Annotated in this window: 20 protein-coding genes; 15 read left to right on the top strand and 5 right to left on the bottom strand. The window is 63.4% G+C overall.

Annotated elements, in window-relative coordinates; translation table 11 throughout:
* Positions 1 to 168: 168 nt before the first annotated feature.
* The 3 genes from AC5RVG_RS15610 (at position 169) to AC5RVG_RS15600 (ending at position 6,122) form a co-directional block, all read left to right on the top strand.
* Positions 169 to 1,296 carry a hypothetical protein gene (locus tag AC5RVG_RS15610; RefSeq protein WP_494014550.1) on the top strand — a complete coding sequence of 376 codons (1,128 nt, stop codon included), beginning with the start codon at positions 169 to 171 and terminating at the stop codon, positions 1,294 to 1,296.
* A gap of 175 nt (positions 1,297 to 1,471) precedes the next feature.
* Positions 1,472 to 2,326, top strand: coding sequence for an excalibur calcium-binding domain-containing protein (locus AC5RVG_RS15605; RefSeq protein WP_494001629.1), 855 nt, complete (start codon positions 1,472 to 1,474; stop codon positions 2,324 to 2,326).
* Positions 2,327 to 3,014: 688 nt separating this feature from the next.
* A complete protein-coding gene (locus AC5RVG_RS15600; RefSeq protein WP_494014579.1) occupies positions 3,015 to 6,122 on the top strand; it encodes a DEAD/DEAH box helicase in 3,108 nt (1,035 codons plus the stop codon).
* A 25-nt stretch (positions 6,123 to 6,147) separates the two neighbouring features.
* Here AC5RVG_RS15600 and AC5RVG_RS15595 read toward each other — a convergent pair whose 3' ends face one another.
* Positions 6,148 to 6,345, bottom strand: a complete 198-nt coding sequence (locus AC5RVG_RS15595) for a YegP family protein (RefSeq protein WP_494001628.1) — start codon at positions 6,343 to 6,345, stop codon at positions 6,148 to 6,150.
* 151 nt (positions 6,346 to 6,496) lie between these two features.
* On the opposite strand from AC5RVG_RS15595, the gene AC5RVG_RS15590 reads away from it, so the two are divergent.
* The gene (locus AC5RVG_RS15590) at positions 6,497 to 6,721 is read left to right on the top strand and encodes a hypothetical protein (RefSeq protein WP_494001627.1); all 225 of its coding nucleotides are present in this window, start codon (positions 6,497 to 6,499) and stop codon (positions 6,719 to 6,721) included.
* 47 nt (positions 6,722 to 6,768) lie between these two features.
* Here the strand turns inward: AC5RVG_RS15590 and AC5RVG_RS15585 are convergent, their stop codons facing one another.
* A complete protein-coding gene (locus AC5RVG_RS15585; protein ID WP_494014549.1) occupies positions 6,769 to 7,392 on the bottom strand; it encodes a class I SAM-dependent methyltransferase in 624 nt (207 codons plus the stop codon).
* An 82-nt stretch (positions 7,393 to 7,474) separates the two neighbouring features.
* Positions 7,475 to 7,828, bottom strand: coding sequence for a MerR family transcriptional regulator (locus tag AC5RVG_RS15580; protein WP_494001625.1), 354 nt, complete (start codon positions 7,826 to 7,828; stop codon positions 7,475 to 7,477).
* 108 nt (positions 7,829 to 7,936) lie between these two features.
* On the opposite strand from AC5RVG_RS15580, the gene AC5RVG_RS15575 reads away from it, so the two are divergent.
* The 3 genes from AC5RVG_RS15575 to AC5RVG_RS15565 all read left to right on the top strand — a co-directional run bounded on the left by AC5RVG_RS15575 (position 7,937) and on the right by AC5RVG_RS15565 (position 9,343).
* The gene (locus tag AC5RVG_RS15575; RefSeq protein ID WP_494014548.1) at positions 7,937 to 8,359 is read left to right on the top strand and encodes an Hsp20/alpha crystallin family protein; all 423 of its coding nucleotides are present in this window, start codon (positions 7,937 to 7,939) and stop codon (positions 8,357 to 8,359) included.
* A 97-nt stretch (positions 8,360 to 8,456) separates the two neighbouring features.
* Positions 8,457 to 8,933: a J domain-containing protein gene (locus tag AC5RVG_RS15570; RefSeq protein WP_494014547.1), complete on the top strand. Its 477-nt coding sequence runs from the start codon at positions 8,457 to 8,459 to the stop codon at positions 8,931 to 8,933.
* Between the two features lie 11 nt (positions 8,934 to 8,944).
* A complete protein-coding gene (locus tag AC5RVG_RS15565; RefSeq protein WP_494001623.1) occupies positions 8,945 to 9,343 on the top strand; it encodes a hypothetical protein in 399 nt (132 codons plus the stop codon).
* Between the two features lie 125 nt (positions 9,344 to 9,468).
* Here AC5RVG_RS15565 and AC5RVG_RS15560 read toward each other — a convergent pair whose 3' ends face one another.
* Together AC5RVG_RS15560 and AC5RVG_RS15555 are read right to left on the bottom strand one after the other, a co-directional pair.
* Complete coding sequence (locus AC5RVG_RS15560) at positions 9,469 to 10,872, bottom strand: trimethylamine monooxygenase (RefSeq protein WP_494014546.1); 1,404 nt, start codon at positions 10,870 to 10,872, stop codon at positions 9,469 to 9,471.
* A 517-nt stretch (positions 10,873 to 11,389) separates the two neighbouring features.
* On the bottom strand, positions 11,390 to 12,103 hold the full coding sequence (locus AC5RVG_RS15555) for a gamma-glutamyl-gamma-aminobutyrate hydrolase family protein (protein WP_494014545.1): 714 nt from the start codon (positions 12,101 to 12,103) through the stop codon (positions 11,390 to 11,392).
* A 482-nt stretch (positions 12,104 to 12,585) separates the two neighbouring features.
* Here AC5RVG_RS15555 and AC5RVG_RS15550 point away from each other — a divergent pair, with 482 nt between their 5' ends.
* From AC5RVG_RS15550 to AC5RVG_RS15515, 8 genes are all read left to right on the top strand, one after another.
* Positions 12,586 to 14,091, top strand: a complete 1,506-nt coding sequence (locus tag AC5RVG_RS15550) for an APC family permease (RefSeq protein ID WP_494014544.1) — start codon at positions 12,586 to 12,588, stop codon at positions 14,089 to 14,091.
* A gap of 65 nt (positions 14,092 to 14,156) precedes the next feature.
* Positions 14,157 to 15,356, top strand: coding sequence for a cytochrome P450 (locus AC5RVG_RS15545; RefSeq protein WP_494014543.1), 1,200 nt, complete (start codon positions 14,157 to 14,159; stop codon positions 15,354 to 15,356).
* A 68-nt stretch (positions 15,357 to 15,424) separates the two neighbouring features.
* The gene (locus tag AC5RVG_RS15540) at positions 15,425 to 15,616 is read left to right on the top strand and encodes a ferredoxin (RefSeq protein ID WP_493968506.1); all 192 of its coding nucleotides are present in this window, start codon (positions 15,425 to 15,427) and stop codon (positions 15,614 to 15,616) included.
* Positions 15,617 to 15,618: 2 nt separating this feature from the next.
* On the top strand, positions 15,619 to 16,869 hold the full coding sequence (locus tag AC5RVG_RS15535; protein ID WP_494014542.1) for an NAD(P)/FAD-dependent oxidoreductase: 1,251 nt from the start codon (positions 15,619 to 15,621) through the stop codon (positions 16,867 to 16,869).
* Positions 16,870 to 16,903: 34 nt separating this feature from the next.
* Complete coding sequence (locus tag AC5RVG_RS15530) at positions 16,904 to 18,331, top strand: glutamine synthetase family protein (RefSeq protein WP_494014541.1); 1,428 nt, start codon at positions 16,904 to 16,906, stop codon at positions 18,329 to 18,331.
* Entirely contained in the window at positions 18,328 to 19,059 is a 732-nt protein-coding gene (locus tag AC5RVG_RS15525; protein ID WP_494014540.1) for an ABC transporter substrate-binding protein, read from the top strand. Before AC5RVG_RS15530 ends, AC5RVG_RS15525 begins: the two co-directional genes overlap by 4 nt.
* Positions 19,056 to 19,793 (top strand): gamma-glutamyl-gamma-aminobutyrate hydrolase family protein, encoded by a 738-nt coding sequence (locus AC5RVG_RS15520; protein ID WP_494014539.1) that lies wholly within the window; start codon positions 19,056 to 19,058, stop codon positions 19,791 to 19,793. Before AC5RVG_RS15525 ends, AC5RVG_RS15520 begins: the two co-directional genes overlap by 4 nt.
* On the top strand, positions 19,790 to 20,638 hold the full coding sequence (locus AC5RVG_RS15515; protein WP_494014538.1) for a gamma-glutamyl-gamma-aminobutyrate hydrolase family protein: 849 nt from the start codon (positions 19,790 to 19,792) through the stop codon (positions 20,636 to 20,638). Before AC5RVG_RS15520 ends, AC5RVG_RS15515 begins: the two co-directional genes overlap by 4 nt.
* The last annotated feature ends 16 nt before the right edge of the window (positions 20,639 to 20,654 follow it).

The raw sequence follows: 20,654 nt of genomic DNA, 5'->3' as shown, positions 1-20,654 counted from the left end.
CAGGGAAGTTTGGCCCTCAAGGTTGTCAGCTGGTCGACGTGGCCCAGCCCTACCCGTCTACCCAAGCACAGCAAGCGTCACCAACTTCCCGATCGTTGAGCCAGCGCTTTAGCCGCTGTACGTCCGATAGGCTAAAGCCCAGTCAATCGTTTCTTCGGGGGAGAAGTCATGGCACGAGCGAGCTTCAAGATAGCGCCAGGTGTTCGCATCACTGCGTCCGGCCGAGGCATCCGGACGAGCCTTGGAGACAGCGTCGTGCAGGATTCCTCTGGCGCTGGCTGGAGTTATTCGGCAGCTAAGGTCGCCGGAATCCAGGTGAGCCAGTCGAGCCTTACTTCGCCGCTGCAGCGTCGGCAGGGCCGTTCTTCCCAATTTAAACGTCCCAGTCTCGCGCAGCTTGAGCGAGCCGACAAAGCAGCCGCAGCCGAGGCGCAGATTGCGGAGCTCGCGGCGCTGGAGATGTCCTTGGTGACACTCCATCACGAGGACTTTGAGCGCGCGGCCCCGGCATACGTTCCAGTGCCGCCGGTGGCCAACTACGAGCTTATTCGGACTGCGTTGGCCCAGCAGGTGCTCGCGGAAATAGGTCGTTTTCAGCTGGCCGAACGCAAGGCGGCGAAGGCGCAAGCCGATCAAATGGCACATGCTGAGAAGGCTCGACTTGAAGCTGAATGGCAGCGAAGCTACGAGGTTCAGTGCAAACTTGCCCAGGAGAACTGGGAGAAACTCCTCCGGCATGAACCGGAGACGGTCATGATGGCGTTGGAGGAAGCGTTTGGTGACAACGTATCCGAAGCGACGTGTGTTGATGTGGGCGTCGAAGAGGGTGAGAACTACGCCACCGTGGTCATCCTGTTTGGACCGGCACAGATGGTGCCGGAAAGGACACCCTCCTATACCCCATTGGGGAAACTTACGACCAAGAAGCGGACCAGGGCGGACCGCAACGCGCTGTATGTCAGCGCACTAGCATCGACGGTACTGGCTACGGTGAAGGAGGGGCTGGCCGTAGCGCCGTCCCTCGCGGAGATTCGCGTCGTCGTAATGAGGAAAGACTCGGCGGCGGCAACGCCCGCGGGCTTCTTGACGCCCATCTTTGCTGGCTCATTCCATAGATCGAGACTTGAGCGGGTGCGGTGGCGGGATGTTGATCCCGTTGCACTCCTCCTGACGGCTGATGAGGCAGTTTTCACCAGAAAGGGCGCGGCAGGCGACGTAATGCCTATCAGCATTGGCGGCAGTTCCGGGCTGCAGCAATTGCTCGAGTCGTTCAAATCCATCGTGACCAGGGACTGACCTGATTTCGGGTCATTATTCGCGCTCCCTTTGAGTCGAACTCTAGGGCGAACCGAACTTCGGCTGCTATTCTGCCAACAGTGCGTAAACGCTTCATCACTAAGTTGGGGAACCCATGTATCACAATCCGTACGATCAACCTGCCCAAAGTCAGGCTCCCAAGTGGCGTCCCAGTGTGTCCTTCTGGATTATTGCCGCTGTTCTGTTGCTGCTGCTGATACTTTCCGTGGCGTCCGGCGGGTTCGGCGCGTATCTAGTCCTCTTGGGGATTGTCGCATTGCTAACCGCCATATTCGCGCTCGTGTTCAGGCGTCAGTCCTGGATAGGGCTCAGGAACGGGAAGGCAGCTAAATCTACAGCCTTGGGCGGAGTGCTGGTCTTCGTCCTGGGTCTCGTTGTCACGGGTACCTCTGCGACCGGAAGCGACAAACTCGAGCCCGCTGCGGGTAATGTCACGGCCACTCCTTCGCCGAGCGCCAGCATGATCGCCAACACTGGCTGTGACGTCGAGGATGCTCGACGCGGTGTTAGAGGGGAGGTCTATTTCTGCACGGAAAATGAAAACGGTGAGCTTGTGTGGATGGACAGGGATGCGCACGACGAAGTGGTAGCAGCAGCATTCGCCGCGGAAAAAGCAGAGAAGGAAGCTGCGGCGAAGAAGGCGGCAGAGGAAAAGAAGGTGGCTGCAGAAAAGGCAGCAGCTGAAAAGAAGGCGGCCGCAGAAAAGGCAGCAGCTAAAAAGAAGGCTGCTGCCGCTAAGAAGGCTCAGGAAGAAGCGGCAGCTGAAAAGAGGGCCGCGGAGGAAGCAGCGGCGGCCGAAAAAAGAGCCGCTGAGGAAGCAGCGGCGGCTGAGCAGAGGGCCGCAGAGGAAGCCGAGGCAAACGTCCCCGCAGTTCCAGCACCGGCACCTGCGGCCTACTACCCGAACTGCGCTGCAGCTAGAGCTGCAGGAGCTGCTCCGGTCTACAGTGGAGCCCCCGGTTATGGTTCACACCTCGACCGCGACGGCGATGGCGTCGCTTGCGAGTAGTAAGCTTGTCCAGCTGAACTGATTGGGGGGGTGTTCTCCTGTAGCGGCTGCGTTGCGGGAGAACGCCCCTAAAGGTAACGCATACATAATGCGGATCATCCGGTCCGAGCAGAGGAGTTGCAGGTGGCTGTTCTGGCCGCCGACCTAGCTCCGACACGTGAGCCTCTTATGCGCAAGCCTCGGTTCCTGTCCTTGCTCCATCCAAACCGCTGGTGTTTGAGATCAGGACTTTTCTGTGCCGAAGTTCGGCCCCGGCGGAGGGAGCGTGGTTTGTGAATACCTACAGCAAAGAATCGCTCGAAATCACTCCCTCTTGGATCGCATAGTTTACGGCCTATGGTGGTGTGCGAACGGGGGCATGCGCTTGCTATCTTCAGCAATATGTTGGCACCTGCCGATGCCGCGTTACCGGCGTGACCATGCGCGGGCGCAGGGGAGCTCGTGATGATCAGCCGCGTTGACACCGACCGTGACTCGGCCATTGCCTGGGCGCATTGGCCGCGGAATCTGAACGGCAAACAATGCTTACAAGGGTTACGAGGAATAATGAGCACCTTCGGTCTGCACTACTTGCACTGAGTACACACCGCTAGATTTACTGGCAAGCCAACTCCGGGCCAGATAGATTACCGGGTTGTTCGATTACCCTGGTCAGGTGAACGCATTCATTGGGGGAGAGGCAGAAGCCCTGCACGAGGGTCTATATGAGGCCCTGCACACGGAATCTTTGGCCCGTCGACTGGAGGACTTGCCGGAGTACCAGGCGAACTTCGAGACACTAGACGGGGCTGGCGTCACGGAGATCCTTTCAAGACATATTGGTGACGCCGCAAGGAATGCTTTAGTAGCGGCGAAGCCCGAGGACCGGCTGACCCTTGCCAACAGGATGTTAGAAGTTATCCAGGCAGAAGATTCGATCAAAGACGGCCCGCAGCAGCTTCTCTCGCTTCATGCACCGGAGAAACTGCGACGTCGAAACCTTCGTCGTCCACTCACCGCACTATCAGAGTCTGCGCTTCTAACGAATGGCAAGGACGATCCGAATCTGGCCGCAGAGCTCCGTGCCGAAATGGCCTCGGCCAATGCGGTCTACATGCTCAGTGCTTTCATCAAGTGGAGTGGTCTGCGTCTTCTGGAGAGGGCACTCGATGAGCTCGCAGAACGTGGTGTCCCCCTCCGCGTTATCACCACTACCTATATGGGCGCCACCGAACGCCGTGCGGTTGATGAACTGGTCCGCAGACACGGGGCAGAAGTGCGGATCAGCTACGAAACCCAAGCCACCAGACTCCACGCCAAGGCATGGCTTTTCCGCCGCAACACTGGATTCCACACGGCCTACGTCGGCAGCTCCAACCTGAGCAGGCCAGCCCTCCTGGACGGTCTGGAATGGAACGTGCGTTTATCGTCTGTCACAACACCCGCACTGCTGAACAAGTTCGAAGTCACGTTTAACAGCTATTGGGAGCAGCGGGCTTTCGTCCCCTATGACCCGGATTCCGACGCCGAAAGGCTCAATGCCGCCCTGCTGCGCAACGGCGGCACCACCGCGATGCAGCCCATGGGTACCACTGGGCTGGAGGTCCGGCCACATCTTCACCAGGTTGAGATGTTGGAGGAGCTTGAAACGGTCCGCGGGATCCACGGCCACCATCAAAACCTGATCGTGGCCGCTACGGGTACGGGCAAAACCGTTGTCGCTGCCTTGGACTACCAGCAGCTCTGCGACCAAGCCGGCCGCCAGCTTACTCTGCTGTTCGTCGCCCATCGGAAGGAAATTCTGGAGCAAGCCCTGCGCACCTACCGAGCGGTTATGCAGAGCGGAACATTTGGCGAACTCTACGTCGGGGAGGATAAGCCGACGCAATGGGAACACGTCTTCGCCAGCGTTCAGTCTCTAGCGTCCAAGGGCATCGAACAGATCGCCCCCCAGCATTTTGACGTCGTTGTCATCGACGAGTTCCACCACGTGGAAGCGCCGACTTACCGCCGGATCATTGACCACCTCCGCCCGCGGGAGCTGCTTGGCCTGACCGCCACGCCGGAGCGCGGCGACGGCGTCAACGTCGCGGAGGCGTTCTTTGGCGGCCGCACAGCAAGCGAACTTCGCCTGTGGGACGCGCTGGAAGCCGACCTTTTGGTTCCATTCCACTATTTCGGACTGGCGGACGACGTCGACCTAAGCCAGGTGGAATGGAAGCGGGGGAACTACGATCTCCAGGCACTGAGCGTCCTGTACACGGGCAACGACGCCCGCGCGGCCAAGGTGATTAAGGAACTGCGCGATAAAGTGCTCAGCACCACTGAGATGCGAGCCATAGGATTTTGCGTCTCCGTCCAGCACGCACGTTACATGGCCAAGGTTTTCAACGGCGCCGGGATCGCTTCGGTGGCCGTCTCCAGCGATACGACCAGCGAGGACAGAGCCTCAGCCCTTTCCAGTCTTCGGAGCAAGGAGATCAACTGCATCTTCGCCGTCGACCTCTTCAACGAAGGCCTGGACGTGCCGGAAGTTGACACGATCCTGCTGCTGCGCCCGACGCAAAGCTCGACCATCTTCCTCCAGCAGCTCGGCCGCGGCCTCCGGCGAGCCGAGGATAAGGCCGTCCTGACAGTTCTGGACTTCATCGGCCAGCAGCGCCGCGAATTCCGCTTCGCTCCCAAGTTCCGGGCACTGACCGGAACCACCAGAGCAGGCCTCGTGAAACAGATCGAGGAGGAGTTTCCGCTCTTGCCCTCCGGCTGCCAGATCATCCTGCATCGGGTGGCGCAGCGGACTGTGCTGGATAACATCAGATCCCAGCTAAGGTTCAACCGCAGTCAGCTGGTCGCCGACGTACGGTCACACGCCGAGGTCCTGCTGGAGGACTACCTGCGCGAGTCCGGCAGGGATGCGACGGAGGTATACCGCAGAACCGGTGACTCTTGGACGTCGCTGATCCGTGAGGCTGGGCTGATCGATGCCGGCATGCCGCCGGCCATCCACCGCGCTGGTGGGTCACTTTTCGAGGAGCAGCTTGTACTCAAAAAGATGACCGCGCTGATGCATGTCGATGATCCGGAACGGGCTGAGACATACACCGCGCTCGTTTCCCCAGCCGCCGCGCCCTACGAAGACTTGGGGGAGCGAGAGAAGACCCTGGCCCGGATGCTCTTCTTTACCCTCTGGCCCGATGGTGGAGACTTCGAAGAGTACGACGACGCCTTCGAGCAGTTGCGGGCCTATCCTTACGCTTGCTCCGAGATTAGCCAACTGATGAAGCTCGGTGTTCAAGCTGCTCGCCACATGCCTAAGGGGCTCGGACTAGGCCTGCAACACCTACCTATGTACTCGCATGCCACATACCGCCGCGAAGAAGTTCTGGCTGCCCTCGGCATCGCCAAGCTCGGCGGGAGGAACGCGCAGCACAGAGAGGGTGTTGCCTGGAGCCCGGAAATAGCTACCGACGCCTTTTTCGTCACTTTGAACAAGGACGAGAAGAATCACTCGGCCACCACCATGTACAAGGACTACGCGCTAAGCGAGGACTTGTTCCACTGGGAATCACAGAACTCGGCGTCTACCACGAGTCCGGTCGGGCGGCGGTACCTCGACCGCAAGGCGCACGGGTCACAGGTTGTTCTGTTTACACGAGAGCATGCAAAAGATGATGCCGGGATGACTATGCCCTACACGTGTCTGGGCCAGGTCGACTACGTGCAGCACTCGGGTGAGAAGCCGATCGCGATCACTTGGAAGCTGCAGAGGGCGATGCCCGCGGACGTTTACGCGGCAGGGAGGGCGGTGGCACGGTGAGCAACGAAGCCGTCAGCTGCGCCGTCTAAGTATTTGCTGTGCCGTCCGTTCGGTCGATCACGCGGCCGGTGCCGGCGATTTCCCGTGCGAGCTCGATGCCGTCCTTGGCCTGCTGGAGGGACGGATAGGTCACCGATTCGGCCATGAGATTCCCCTTGCCGTCCAGCATTCTGACCCGGTAGCCGCCGTCGGGCGCCTTGATCACTTCGAAATGCCCTGCCATGTCTAGCGTGCCTGTCCACGAGATTTCCACGGCGCTATGGAGTCCAAACAGTATGCCATCCGGCGTTGGCTGCCGTCTCGAGCCCTTGCCACACCTGCCCGCCGCGAGGAGAGTGGACAGTACGCTGACACGCTAGCGAAGGGAAAAACCCATGCAGATCGACAAGCAGCAGATCATCGATTTCCTCAAGCAGCAGGGAAACGAGGACCAGGCAGTTGCGGCAGATGCCGAACTGCCGCAGAAGGTGGACACCGAGCGCGACTCAGGGCTGTTGTCCAAGCTGGGCATCGACGTCGACGCGCTCCTCGGCAAGCTCCCCGGGGGATTGGGCGAGAAGCTTGGCGGCATGAAGGACAAGCTCGGCGGCTTCGGGTAACCAATCTTCCGCCTAAGCGGCTGCGCCGCGCTGCGCCCGGAGACTCCCTAGCGGATGGCTCCGGGCGTTGCCGTGCCCGCCACCATTGGATTTATAGGGAGCCAGGCCGGGCCGACGGCGAACTTATCCTGCATCGCCACGCTGAAGCCCGCGGCAGTGATCGCCGCCGCGGTATTCCGGTTGGGCTCGCAGCCCTGTGCAGCAAACGACCACACCGGCCGCAGCAAATCCTGCACCTTGCCGTGCGCGCCCGGGCCGCGGACATGCTCCAGGAAGAGGAGCTTGCCGTCTGGCTTAAGCACGCGCTTGGTTTCGGCCAGGGCCGCGGCCTGGTCGGGGACGCTGCACAGCACCAGGGTGAACACCACCGCATCCACACTCGCGTCCTCGGCCGGCAGGTCCTCGGCCAACGCATTGACGACGCGCACCGCTGCCGAGTGGGACTCCACCCTGGACTCCAGCCGCTTGCGCATGTTCGGGTCCGGTTCCACCAACGTCACGGAGCACCCCGGCGGGAAGTAGGGCAGGTTCGCGCCGGTGCCGGCACCGACGTCGTACACAATCCCACTCACGCCGGACAGCAAGGCCTTGCGGTGCGCCGCGAGCTCCGCCGGCTCGCGGCGAATGGCAGCATCGTATTGCGCGGCGAACAGCGCGCTTCGCAGTCCCATGAGCGTGGTCCTTTGTTCGGTTCTGCTCCGCAGTAGTCCCCGGTGTCGACCCTACTCCGGGTGCCCGGCGGAGGGGAGGCGTTCAGGCCGGCCGCGTGGTTTCCTCCGGCTCCTCGGGCTGCTCCTGTCCGGCCGCACGTTCCTTGGCGGCTTTGAGCTGCCGGTGCAGCGAAGCGTTGTCCTCTTCCAGCTCCAGGACCTTGCCGACGCCGGCCAGGTTCACGCCGTCGTCCACGAGTTCGCCGATCCGGCGGAGGCGGTCAACGTCGTCCTGGCTGTACCGCCGCGTGCCGCCCGCCGTGCGCTCCGGTTCCAGCAGGCCGCGCCGTTCGTACAGGCGCAGGGTCTGCTCGCCCACGCCCACGATGTCGGAGACCACGGAGATGCCGTAGACGCCCTTGTCCGTCCGCGGCTGCTGCTTCTTCTCGCGTGCCAAAATTCCTCCCAAAACCGACTTGCAAACATAGTAGCGCAGAGTCATAATATCTATGCGCTCGAACATAGATTTAGTGAGCGCCGAGAAGAAGAACTGAAGGAGGCTGCCATGTTGATGAGAACTGATCCCTTCCGTGAGCTGGACCGCCTGACCCAGCAGGTCTTCGGAAACCAGGCTCGCCCGGTGGCGATGCCGATGGATGCATGGCGCGAGGGCGAGGAGTTCGTCGTCGAACTCGACCTGCCCGGCGTCGATCCGTCCACCATTGACCTGGACGTTGAACGCAATGTCCTCACGGTTGCTGCGGAGCGCAAGTCCAAGATCGAGGACGGCAAGGAAGTCGTTGCCGCCGAACGGGCAAGCGGCACGTTTAGCCGCCAACTGATCCTGGGCGACACGCTGGATACGGACAAGGTCACGGCGAACTACGAAGCCGGCGTGCTGGCCCTCCGGATCCCCATCCGCGAGCAGGCCAAGCCGCGTAAGATCGAGATCAAAGGCGGAGACACCAAGCAGATGATCGACGCCTGACCTGTGGGATCGCAGCCGGTGGTGACGCCCGGGCGCGGGCGGAGCCACCGGCTGGCCATGAGCGGCGAACGCTTCCGGCAGCAGGAGGGAGGCCAGCATGGGTGACGCCGACTTCTACGCCATCTTGGGTGTGGCGCCCGACGCCAGCGATGCGGACATCCGGCGTGCCTACCGGGCCTTGCTCCGCCTGCATCATCCTGATTTGAACCACGACGGCGATGCGCCGCGGTCGCGTGCTGACGGCTTGGCGATGGGGACCATCCTGCAGGCCTACTCCGTCCTGGGTGACGTGGGCCGCCGCGCGGATTACGACCGCGGACGCCGGGTGGGCAGCGGACGCGGGCAAACGGCGTCTGCGTCGTCCGGCGGCCGCCGCGGCGACCCAACGGCGGCTTCGCCCGGCGCCGGGCAGGCGGCTTCGCCTGGACGGCCGCCGACGCCCAGGACGCGTCCGCGCCCTGTCCCGCGAGTGCGCCCGGCCACCGAGGTGGCGGATCCGGTCTACCTCGGCTTCCCACGACCGGAGCCCGAGGATACCGTGTGGCCTGAGTGGCTGCTATTTCCCTTTCGATAAAGCGAGGATCAATGCCTGTTTCCAGCTGGCGTCGGTACGACCATCACCTGTTTCCCGTTTTCCATGAACGGTTCGAGGAGCGCTGGGGGCCGGGGACCGCGCCGTTCTTGGACCCGAGCGTCTTCGAGGAAGGCCAGCCGCGGCCGCGCGCGCAGTGGATCAACGTCGATACCGGCGCCGCCGTCGCCGTCGTCCCGGTGTGGGAAGACGACGACGGCGAACACCGCTCGTTCGCCGTGTTCTACCTGCCGCCGGCCGGCGGCATCTGGGCGCTGCGGCCGGGCTTCACGAACTACACCGAAAGCGTCAACGGCGGCCCGGAACAGGCGGCGTTACGCAACGACTCGTTCAAGAAGGCCGTGGCCCACGCCGAGGAGTTCATCTACGGAACAGGCGGGAACGGGCCCTAGGCGCTGGGCCACCGGGGTGAACACTTGTGCCCCGGGTTTAGTGGGGGCACTGGAGGTGACGACGGCGGGTGACGGGGAGCAACGCTCCCGGGCCACCCGCCGTCGTCCGCGGTTATTGGCGGGTCTTACCTGCCGGCGGCTTGCCTGGTGTCCCCGGTTAGGGCTGCCAGCGCTCCGGTGTCCATGTCCTCGGAGGGGCCGCTGAGGTAGCGCGCCATGCTGTCGTCCATGGCGTTGATCCAGCGGGTGTGGTGCCGGGCGGCCATGGTTCCGGTCATGACGGAACGGTGGATCATGTCCCGGTAGCCGAGGATGTTCTCTTCTTTGTCCTTCATCCACTGCTTGAGCAGCACCGCGACGGCGTCCAGGTCGAACTCGGGGTAGTCCGTCAGGGCGATCAGGTCGCGCAGGTAGTCGGTCTGGAAATCGGCCTCGGCCTCGTGGTCGGGGAGTGCGTCCTGACGGTCCAGCCAGGCCTGGATGTCCGCTTGGCGTTCCTGCAGCGACGGCAGTTCAATTCGGCCGAGCATCACGTCGCGGGCGAACCATGCCTGCGCGTCGAACATGTTGAACGTGTAGTACTGGTCCTGCGCGCCCAGATAGAACAGGTTGGTGTTCTGCTGCCAGACCACGCCCTTGTAGAGGTTGCCGGGGTAGAGCAGGTTCGGCGACTGCAGCGACAGTTCGGTGGGCAGGAACGGGTACTTGTGCAGGTAGCCGGTGCACAGGATCACGGCGTCGAACTCGCCGTCAGTGCCGTCGCTGAAGTGCGCGGTGCTGCCCTCGAAGCGGGTCACGAGCGGGCGCTCGACCGCCGACTCCGGCCAGTCGAAGCCCATCGGGCCGCTGCGGTAGCTGAACGTGACGGACTTTGCCCCCATCTTGTGGGCCTGCATGCCGATGTCCTCGGCGGAGTAGCTGCTGCCGATCATGAGGAGGTTCTTGCCGGCGAACCGCTCGGCGCCGCGGAAGTCGTGGGCGTGGAGTACTTCACCCGGGAAGCTGTTGATGCCCTTGAACGCCGGCACGTTCGGGTAGGAGAAGTGGCCGGTGGAGACTACGAGCTTGTCGAAAACGTGCGTTTCGGTGCGGTGCGCCGCGAGGTCCTCGACCGTGACTGTGAATTCCTGGGACTCCTCGTCGTAGGAGACCCAGCGGGCCACGGTGTTGAACCGGACGTACTTGCGGACGTCGGATTTCTCCACGCGTCCGGCGATGTAGTCGAACAAGACTTCCCGCGGCGGGAAAGAGGAAATGGGTCGGCCGAAGTGCTCATCAAAGGTGTAGTCGGAAAACTCGAGGACTTCCTTGGGCCCGTTCGACCACAGGTGCCGGTACATGCTGCTGTGCACGGGCTCACCGGCGGCATCGAGGCCGGTGCGCCAACTGCTGTTCCACTGTCCGCCCCAATCGGACTGCTTTTCGAAGCACACAATGTCCGGGATTTCGGCTCCGAGTTTGCGGGCTGATTCGAACGCGCGCAGTTGGGCCATGCCGCTGGGTCCTGCACCAATGATTCCGACTCGCATATTAAATGCATCTCCTCATTCATTGGATCTTTCCGTCAGGCTCGACACTCCGAATCCACGGAACGGCCGTATCGGCGCACCGGTGGCGGTGCACAAAGGCGCTAGGTGCGCAGCGGTATGACACTGGCGGCGCAGGAAGGCGCCGGGCCCTGAATAATCAATCCCGAGGGGGAGACGGGCACCGTGTCCGCGGGCAGGCGAGGATGCCTGCGCGAGCGATTCGGAGCGGCCAACCGAAGATCCAATAACACCGGTTGGCCTTCCTCAATAGCATCAGGTCGGGTGTGGCAAGTCAAAAGCGGAGAGATCCGTCACGTTTCCCGCAACATCGAGAGGACAAGGCCGTCGGAAGGAGCGAGGCCGATGAGCAGGGCCTGCGCTTTCGTGTCCGTACTCGGGCCGCGGCAGTCCGAACGGCCCGAGTACGCATTCGTCATTCTCTAGATTCGGATCGCTTCAACGATCTTCACCTTTCGATACCTCAAGGAGAGGGAGTGGTGTTTTTAAGGCGAGGACTTCAGGCGACGAGTGTGTGCCCGCCCGGCTCGGGCGCTGGCGGCAAGCCGCTCCGGCACCGATCTATGAATAGGCGCAGCAGTGAGGCGAGTTGCCCCGAGATCGTCCCGGGGTCTTCGGGGTGCCACTGCACTCCCAGTATCCAGTGCTCCCGGTGTTCAATGGCTTCAATTATCCCGTCTGGGGCCTCTGCAGCGGTGACCATCCCGGTGCCGAGATTTTGAACTGCCTGATGATGGCCGGAGAGGACCGGTATGCTTTCCGCGCCCAAGGCGGTGGCGAGCAGGGTATCCGGCTTGACCTTGACGTCATGGCCGATCATGCCTGGAGCTTCCGTGTGTACCTGATGAATGGAATCCGGGCCCAGATCCTGAATCAAACTGCCGCCGAAGGCAACGTTGATGACCTGCAGGCCTCGGCAAATCCCCATCACCGGCCGCCCCGAAGCGGCCGCGCTTCGAACCAGCGCAATCTCTGCTTCATCGACCCGTGCATCCACCCCATATCCCGGCGCTGCGGCTGGTGGCTGTCCGTAGAGGGAGGGGTGGATATCCCCGCCCCCAAGAACCAGTAGGCCATCAAACCCGTCGAGACTGGCTGCCGCGTCCATCGCCTGCGCAGCAGGAGTCCCGACGTCGAGGAGTAGGAAGTCTGCCTCCTGCATGTGCAGTTCGTGGCCGATGTTCCGGGCGTAGTCGGTTAAGGATTCGGTCAACCATTGGTCGTTCTTAGGTCCGCTTAGGGAACAGGTGACAAGAATTCGGGGCCGGGTTATTGGCTGGGATGTCTCGGCATCCGCGGCAGGTTGAAGCACCATGAACTCACGATCTTTGCGGGAATTAAACGTTAAAATTCAGATGTTTTAGATGTTACGTCGGACACACCAGGTCCTAGGTCACGACACAACGGGCGGCGCCCCCTCGCGGAAGTTGGTCTGCACAACATAGCCGCTGCCGGGTGCGGTACGCGCGCGGGGAGATATCTCTCGCTACCGGATGTATTGGTTGGAGCCCTTTTTGGGGGGCCGTTTTTCGTGGCTGCGCGGCTTCCAGCATCACTTTCGGTCAAGTGCTTGCCAAATAAAACATTCATTTGTAGGGTTTTTGTGATCGCCCTCACTGTGATGTCGATCACCGCGGCGGAGGCAGCTCTCACGACCCGTTCACCGCACTGACCATTCGTTTTTGAAGGAGCGCAATGTCAGCCGAAATGACGAGACCCGCTGGAGGCCCGGACGTCGATGAAGACGCGGAGCACCTTGCCAGCCTTGGCTACTCGTATGAGAAGCAATTTAAGCGCGAAATGACGTTCTGGGGGAACGTCTCCCTGGGCTTCACCTACCTGTCCCCGGTGGTGGGGATTTACTCATTGTTCGCGGCATCTCTCGGGATGGCAGGCCCGCCGATGTTCTGGTCCCTGGTGATCGTAGGCATCGGCCAGTTGCTGGTTGCCACGGTTTTCGGGGAAGTTGTCTCCAACTACCCCGTCGCAGGCGGCGTCTACCCGTGGTCTCGCCGTCTGTGGGGCCGCAAGTGGGGCTGGATGAACGGGTGGGTCTACCTCTGTGCTTTGCTGGCGACCATCGCCAGCGTCTCGTATGGGGCCGGGCCGTTCCTCAGCCTGCTGCTGGGGATGGAAAGCACCGTCGACTCAGTGATCGTTTCGGCACTGGTGGTCATTGCCTTGGCTACCGTGTTAAACCTCGGCGGGACCAAGGTGTTGAGCAAGGTAGCCATGCTGGGCCTGTTGGCGGAACTCGGCGGGGCTCTCATCGTCGGTGTCTGGCTCTTGGCAACAGCCCGAGAGCACGACCTCAGCGTGCTGTTCCAGAGTTTCGGCGCGGGTGAAGGCAGCAACTACTTCATCGCCTTCGCCGCTGCCGGGTTGATCGGCATTTACCAGTACTACGGTTTTGAAGCCTGCGGCGACGTGGCCGAAGAGGTGCCGAACCCCGGAGTGCGGATCCCCAAGGCCATGCGCATGACCATCTACATTGGCGGTTTCGCTGCCATGTTCGTCTGTCTGTCGCTGATATTGGCCGTGCCGGACTTCGGCGCCGTGATCTCCGGGGAAAATTCCGACCCTATCGGTAGCGCCTTGCTGGGTGCCTTCGGACCGGTTGGCTTCAAGGTGGTGCTCGCCGTCGTGCTGATCTCCTTTGTCTCCTGCGCGCTGAGCCTGCAGGCAGCGTCCTCACGGCTGGCCTACTCGATGGCCCGCGACGGAATTCTGCCGGGCAGCAAACTGCTCAGCAAGTTCAGCGAGACCCGGCACGTGCCGCCGTACGCTCTGCTGCTGGCCGGCCTGGTCCCGGCGATCATCGTGGTTGGCTCCAAAGTCTCCGAAGACGCGCTGGTCACCATCATCTCGTTCGCAGCGATGGGTATGTACATGGGCTTCCAGATGGTCGTCCTGGCGTCGTTGCGGGCCCATCTGAAGGGGTGGAAGCCCAACGGGGCCTTCCGGCTCGGGGTCTGGAGCATCCCGGTCAACATCGCGGCTCTCGCGTGGGGTGTGTTGGGCATGATCAACATGGCCTGGCCAAGGACTCCGGAAGCGGGCTGGTTCGCCAACTACATTGTGCTGATTTCGGCGGTCGGGGTCGTGGTTATCGGCCTGCTCTACATGACGTGGAAGAAGCCATATCTGAAGGGGGACGCACCCGCGGGAGATGCCATACCCTCCGCGGCCCTGTCTGCCTAGCACTACAGCCCGGGCCTTCCAGCCCAGCAATTCACCGATAGCAAGATGAGGAATAGGTTCCATCCATGAGTACGCCCACTGTTGACGTCCCGTACCTGAACATTTCGGATCCGTCGTTCGCTATGCAGTCCGAAGAGTTGCGCAACGCACGCGAGGCCAGTTGGTACGCGAGGACCAATTACGGCATCGCCGTGCTGCGGTACGACGAGGTGAGCAAGCTGCTCAAGAGCCCCAAGCTCAAGCAGGGCAGCGCCCAATGGCCGGCCCACAACGGGGTCCACGGCGGCTTGTTTTACGACTGGTGGACCAAGAATTTGCTGGTGCTGGAAGGCGAGGACCACCACCGCATCCGCCGACTGCTTAACCCGGCATTCTCGCCCCGGCTGATCAAGGACCTGGTGCCGCGGTTCCAGGCCCTAGCCAACGAACTGATCGACGCGTTTATCGACAAGGGCGAGTGCGAGTTTATCCGCGACTTCGCCGAGCCCTATGCCACTCGGGTGCTCACCATCCTTCTTGGGATTCCGGAGAGCGAGTGGCCGACGATCGCCCGGCTGGCCTCCACTGTTGGACTGGCCCTCGGCGTGACGTTCAAGCGGGACTTGGACAAGGTGGAGGCGGCAGTCGCGGAGCTCTACGAATACGCCGACGAGCTGATCAAGGATCGCCAGGCAAACCCGGGCGAGGACTTTGTCAGCCGTTTGGTACTTGCCAGCCGCGACGGAGACCGGCTTAGCGATGAAGAGCTGCGCAACGCTCTGGTGCTGCTGATTTTCGGCGGCATGGACACCACCCGCAACCAGTTGGGACTGGCGATGCAGTCCTTCATCCGCAACCCAGAGCAGTGGGAGCTGCTGGCGGAGCGCCCGGAACTGGGCGCTAAGGCCGTCGAAGAGGTCATGCGGATTAACCCGACGGTCACCTGGGTCACCCGGGAAGCGGTGGAGGACTTCACCTATCAGGACCTCTTCATTGAGAAGGGCACGACGGTACACCTTTTCACCCAGTCTTCCGGCACCGACCCGAAGGCCTTCCCCAACCCGGAGATGGATCTGCTCGGCGAGCATGCGCCGCATTACGGCTTCGGCGGCGGCGTGCACCACTGTCTGGGCCACTTCGTTGCACGAGCGGATATGAGCGAGGCCCTGCCGCTGCTGGCCAGCCGCATCGCTGCCCCGTACCTGGCCGGGGGGGACGAGTGGCTGCCCGATTCCGGCAACACCGGGCCCATCCGCCTGCCGATCGGCTTCACCAAGCGCACCTAAACCGTAGACAGCACCACTAGCACTTCAGCACCACCCAGCACTTCAGCACTAACAGAAAGCAGGACCCCATGAAGACCGTTGATGTCGACCGCAGCTTGTGCGACAACCATGGCCAGTGCGCTATCGCCGCGCCGGAAGTATTCCGTATGAACCCGGACGGCGTCCTCGAGTACGAGCCGACGTTCGACGATTCCCTTCTGGACGAGGTCGAAGAAGCCATCGACGTCTGCCCCGTCCAAGCGATCTTCCTCAAGGACTGATCATGGCCCGCAGAATCGCCATCGCCGGAGCCTCGATGGGAGGTTTACGTGCCGCTGAACAGTTGCGGTCGGCCGGCTGGGAGGAGGAGATCCTCGTGATCGGCGAAGAAGTCCATCCTCCCTACAACCGGCCGCCGCTCTCGAAGGAACTGCTGAAGTCGCCCGGCTCGATGCAGGAAGCCCTGGCGTCCGTGACTCTGCGGCAGCGCCGCACCGCCGCCGACATTGACTGGAAGCTCGGAGCACCGGTCACTCGCGCAAACCTCGCGCACCGGACCCTCGCCCTCGCTTCTGGCGAGCACGTGAGCTACGACGGACTGGTGATCGCCACCGGGCTGCGGCCGGCACGCGTCCGGGTTCCCGGGCCGCTGTATGGCCGGCACGTCATCCGCACGCTGGAGGACGCGCTGGGCCTGCACCGGGAATTACGCCCGGATGCCCGGATTGTGGTGGTCGGCGCAGGATTCATCGGCTGCGAGGCAGCTGCCACGGCCACGCTGCTGGGCTGCCGGGTGACGTTGATCGAAGGTAGCAGCGGGCCGATGCAGCACACGCTCGGCCGCGAGCTGAGCGAGGGCATGCGCAACTTCCTGACCGAACGCGGCGTCGAGTGCGTCTCAGGGGAACGCGTCTCCTCATTCACCTGGCACGACGACGGCGCCGACGGGCCGCAGCGTTGCACCGGGGTCCGCCTGACCGGCGGACGAGAGGTGCCGGCCGATGCCGTAATCGAGGCTGTCGGTTCCAAGCCAAACGTCGACTGGTTGGCTGGCAACGGCCTGGACCTGACTGACGGCGTGCTCTGCGACGAGCACCTGCGGGTGTTCGGGGCCGTGCACGTGGTCGCGGTCGGCGACGTGGCGCGCTACCCGGACCGCCGCGCCGGCACCGGCCCACGCCGCGTTGAGCACTGGGCCACACCTGCCGACACCGCCAAGATCGCCGCACCGGCCTTGGTTGCCGGACTGAACGGAATGGAAACCCCGGAACCGACTGTGCCGCTGCCCTCCTTCTGGACGGACATCTTCGGTATCCGCGTTCAGGGCGTAGGCAGCCCAGCCGTCGCAGACCGGATCGAGGTCCTTGAAGGGGACCCGTCCCGGCCCGCCGACGGTGCTGCCCTTGCCTACTACCTCGGCGGCCGGCTGATCGGTGCCGTTACCTCCGCACTGCCCGCCGACCGCCAGTTGCATTACCGGAAGCTCGTGACCGAGGCCGGCCTGCCTGCCACCTCCCAGCTCGCCGCCGTCTAAAACGGACTGGCCACAGACCCGAAGGAAAACTGAGATGACACTAACCCCTGTACGCCCCGACGAGGCCGCGACCGAGATGCTGGCTGTCTTGAGCGACCGCGATGCCTTTGCCCGCCACCAAGAGCGCAACCTGCGCCCCGAAACGGTGCGCGAACTTGGCCGCAAGATCGAAGAAGCCGGTGTTGAATACGTCTACTATGCGTTGCCGACCATTGGCTCGCGCATGGTAGCGAAAATGGTTCCTGCCAATCACTTCCGCCGCAACTTGGAGAAGGGCATCTGCTTCCACCGCACCGCGCTGTCGGACCTGCAGAATGACCGCCACGGCAACCTGATCGGCGGCGGCATCGAGGCCCGCGAGTTCTGGGCGCTGCCGGAGCCGGACACTTTCGTGGTCCTGCCCTGGGACACCTCGGTCGCCCGGATTTTCTGCACCGCCTACGAGCCTCCGCATCTTCCGGAGGTCGGTGGCCGCCTGATGCCGATCGACACCCGGTCCCTGCTGATCCGCTCACACGAGGCGTTCACCGCCCGCACCGGCTTCGAGGTGCGTTCCGGGACCGAACCGGAGATGACGTGGGAGGGACCCGGTCTGGAGGTTGTCAAGAAGCCCGGCACCAGCCCCGCCTACCAGGTGGAGAACCTGGAGCGGATGCGCCCCATTTACAAAAAGTTGGTCACCTACGCCAAGGCCATGGGCTTGGACATGATTGAAGGCGACTACGAGGACGACGGCCAGCTCGAGCTGAACTGGATGTACGACCGGGTGGAAAACACCGCCGACCGGCTGGTGACCTACCGGCAGATCTGCAAGCAGGTAGCCCGCGAATTCGGCGTCACCGCCAGCTTCATGCCCAAGCCCTACAACGGCCAGATGGGTAACGGCTGCCATCACAACCTGAGCCTGTGGGACGGCGACACAAACGTTACCGAGGACGCCGGCCGGGTGGAACTGCACGTCTCACAGACGGCCAGGCACGCCATCGGCGGCATGCTCGCCCACGCCCCGGGGTCGATGGCCGTCATGGCCTCCACGGTGAACTCCTACAAGCGGTTCTGGGATGCCGGCCAGTTCGCGCCGAGCTTGGCCAACTGGGGACTCGACAGCCGCGGCTGCCTGATCCGCATCTCTTCGAACGGCCGGATGGAGTACCGCGTGCCGGATGCGGCCGTGAACCCCTACCTGTCCCACACACTGCTGATCGCGGCCATGCAGGACGGGCTGGACCGCCAGCTTGATCCCGGAATGCCCGACGGCGGTGCCGGCGGCCCGGTCGGCGGGCAACTGCCGCTCACGCTGGGTGACGCGATCGATGCGTTCGTGTCCGACACCTACCTCACGTCGGCGCTGCCCGAGGACCTGGTGGCGATCTACACGCAGCTGAAGCAGGAGGAATGGGCCCGTTACTGCGGTGCCATCACCGAGTGGGACCGCGAGATGTACTGGGAGACCATCCCGTGAGCGCCGTCAGCACGTTGACCCCGAGGACCCTGCGCCTGGCCTGCATCGACTCCGAGGCGCCGCCGCTGTTCAATTTGGCGGACAGTGAGGGCAACCGCCGCGGATACGAACCGGCAGCGGCCGAACTGGTCGCCTCCGCCATGGGCCTGCGGGTGGAGTGGGCGTTCATGGCCTGGGACGACATGCTCCCGGCGGTGCGGGACCACCGGGTCGACGCCGTTTGGTGCGGTCAGGGAATCATCCCCGAACGCCAGGCGATAGTGGACTTCACCGAGCCGTACGCGGTGTTCGACGAGACCGTCCTGGTCCGGAAGGGCGATCCGGCACGTTCACCGGAGGAACTCTCCGGATACCGGGTCGCGGCCATCGAAGGCAGCGCAAACATGCGGCTCGCCTCCACTTTCCCAGGGATCATTCCGGTAGCGTTCGGCGCCAGCGACGACGTCTTCGGTGACATGCTCGCGGCGCTGCGCAACGGCGAGGTGGACGCCATGGTGGACGACGACGTCGTGACCGTTCCGCTGGGGGAGGACCCGGCATACGACGTGGCCTTCACCGCCCGGACCGGCAACCGCTGGGGCATCGGCGTGGCGAAGGACAACCCGCAGCTGCTGGCCGAACTCAACCGCGCACTGGGCGTTGTCGTCTCCGACGGCAGGCTGGAGGCCGTGTGGACCGAGTGGATGCCGCACCTGCCGTTCCCGCTGAGCACGGAGGTGCCGGCATGAGACGGCCTTTGATTGGAGTGCCGGGCATGTGGTCCAATTCCGTTCACGGACTGCGCTACGACGGCGTCGCCGTGGCCGCCGCGGTGCTCCGCTGCATTGTTCGTGCCGGCGGCGAGCCGCTGATCATGTTTCCGGGTACCGGCGAGAGCCCGGCGGAACAGCTGGCCCGGCTGGACGGGGTCGTACTGCCCGGCGGAGCCGACGTGGCGCCGTCCCTGTATGGTGCCGAGCCCGATGAGCACTACTGGCCCACCGACTACGACGGACAGGACGACTACGAAACCGGGATCATCGAAGGCTGCCTCGCCACGGACGTGCCGCTGCTCGCCATCTGCCGCGGCCTGCAGCTGTTGAACGTCGGTCGCGGCGGAACTCTGATCCAGCACCTCGCACCCGGGGAGGTGCAGCACAAGGGTACGGTCCATCCGGTCCGGGTCGCCGCAGGTTCACTGCTGGCCGAGGTCGTCGGGAGCGCGACAGCGGACGTCTCCTCCTACCACCATCAGGCGATTGGAGTACTGGGCGAGGGACTGACCGTCACCGCCACCGCAACGGACGGTGTGGTGGAAGCGGTGGAAGTTGCAGGAGCGCCGATGCTGGCCGTCCAGTGGCATCCGGAGGACATCGCGGAGACCAATGCCAGCGACCACGCGTTGTTCCATTGGGTGGTTCAAGCGGCAGCACGGCGCCGTGCTACCGCCGAGAGCGGACTGACCGGGGCGGGTGCACGGTGAGCGGGGAGGAGCTCCGGGTTGACCCCGCGGCCGTGCTGCCGGCCGGGTTCGCCGACTTGCCGGCGGACGCGCCGCGCATCGGCGTCGTCGTTTCCCTGACTTTTCCCGGGATGACGAACCAGACGTTGGAACTCATGGAGCGGTTCACCCGGACAGCCTTCGAGACGCTGCTGGCCGCCGGTGCGCGCGCCGAGCTGGTGGACAGCGCGGCCACGGAATTCATGCCGGCCGCGAAGCTGGCGGACTTCGACGGCGTGCTCTTCCTGGGCGGCGGAGACGTGGACGGCAAGCTGTACGGCCACCATGATCCGGTGCCGAACTCCTACGGCGTGGACCGCCGAGCGGACGAGTACTGCCTGGAGCTGATCCAGGGAGTACTCGAGAGGGACCAGCCGATGCTGGCCATCTGCCGCGGCTCGCAGCTGCTGAACGTGGCTTGCGGCGGTACCCTGATTCCCGATCTTGACCCGTGGCACCTGCACCGCGGGGGACCAGGGCAACCGATGTTTTTGGATGAGTCCATCCGATTGCTCCCCGGCTCAAAGGTGGCCTCGATTATGGACTGTGAACGGCTGACGGTCCGGTCGGGGCATCACCAAGCAGTAGGGCAGGTCGGCGCGGAACTGACGGTGACGGCCGTTGCCGACGACGGTGTTGTTGAAGGAACCGAGCATCCGGGCAAGACCTGGGTGGTTGGCGTGCAGTGGCACCCGGAGGATTCGGGCGGCAACGCCGATGACCGGATGGCGTTGTTTGCCGAGTTCGTCCGCCAGAGCAGGCACGAACAGCGCCGGAACGGAGGTGCCAGAGCCCTCGGACGATCGGCTGATCGAGTAGATGCTTGAGCGTTGATCTCCGCGG

The sequence above is a fragment of the Arthrobacter senegalensis genome (assembly GCF_059091765.1).
This window is presented reverse-complemented; position numbering and strand designations above follow the sequence as displayed.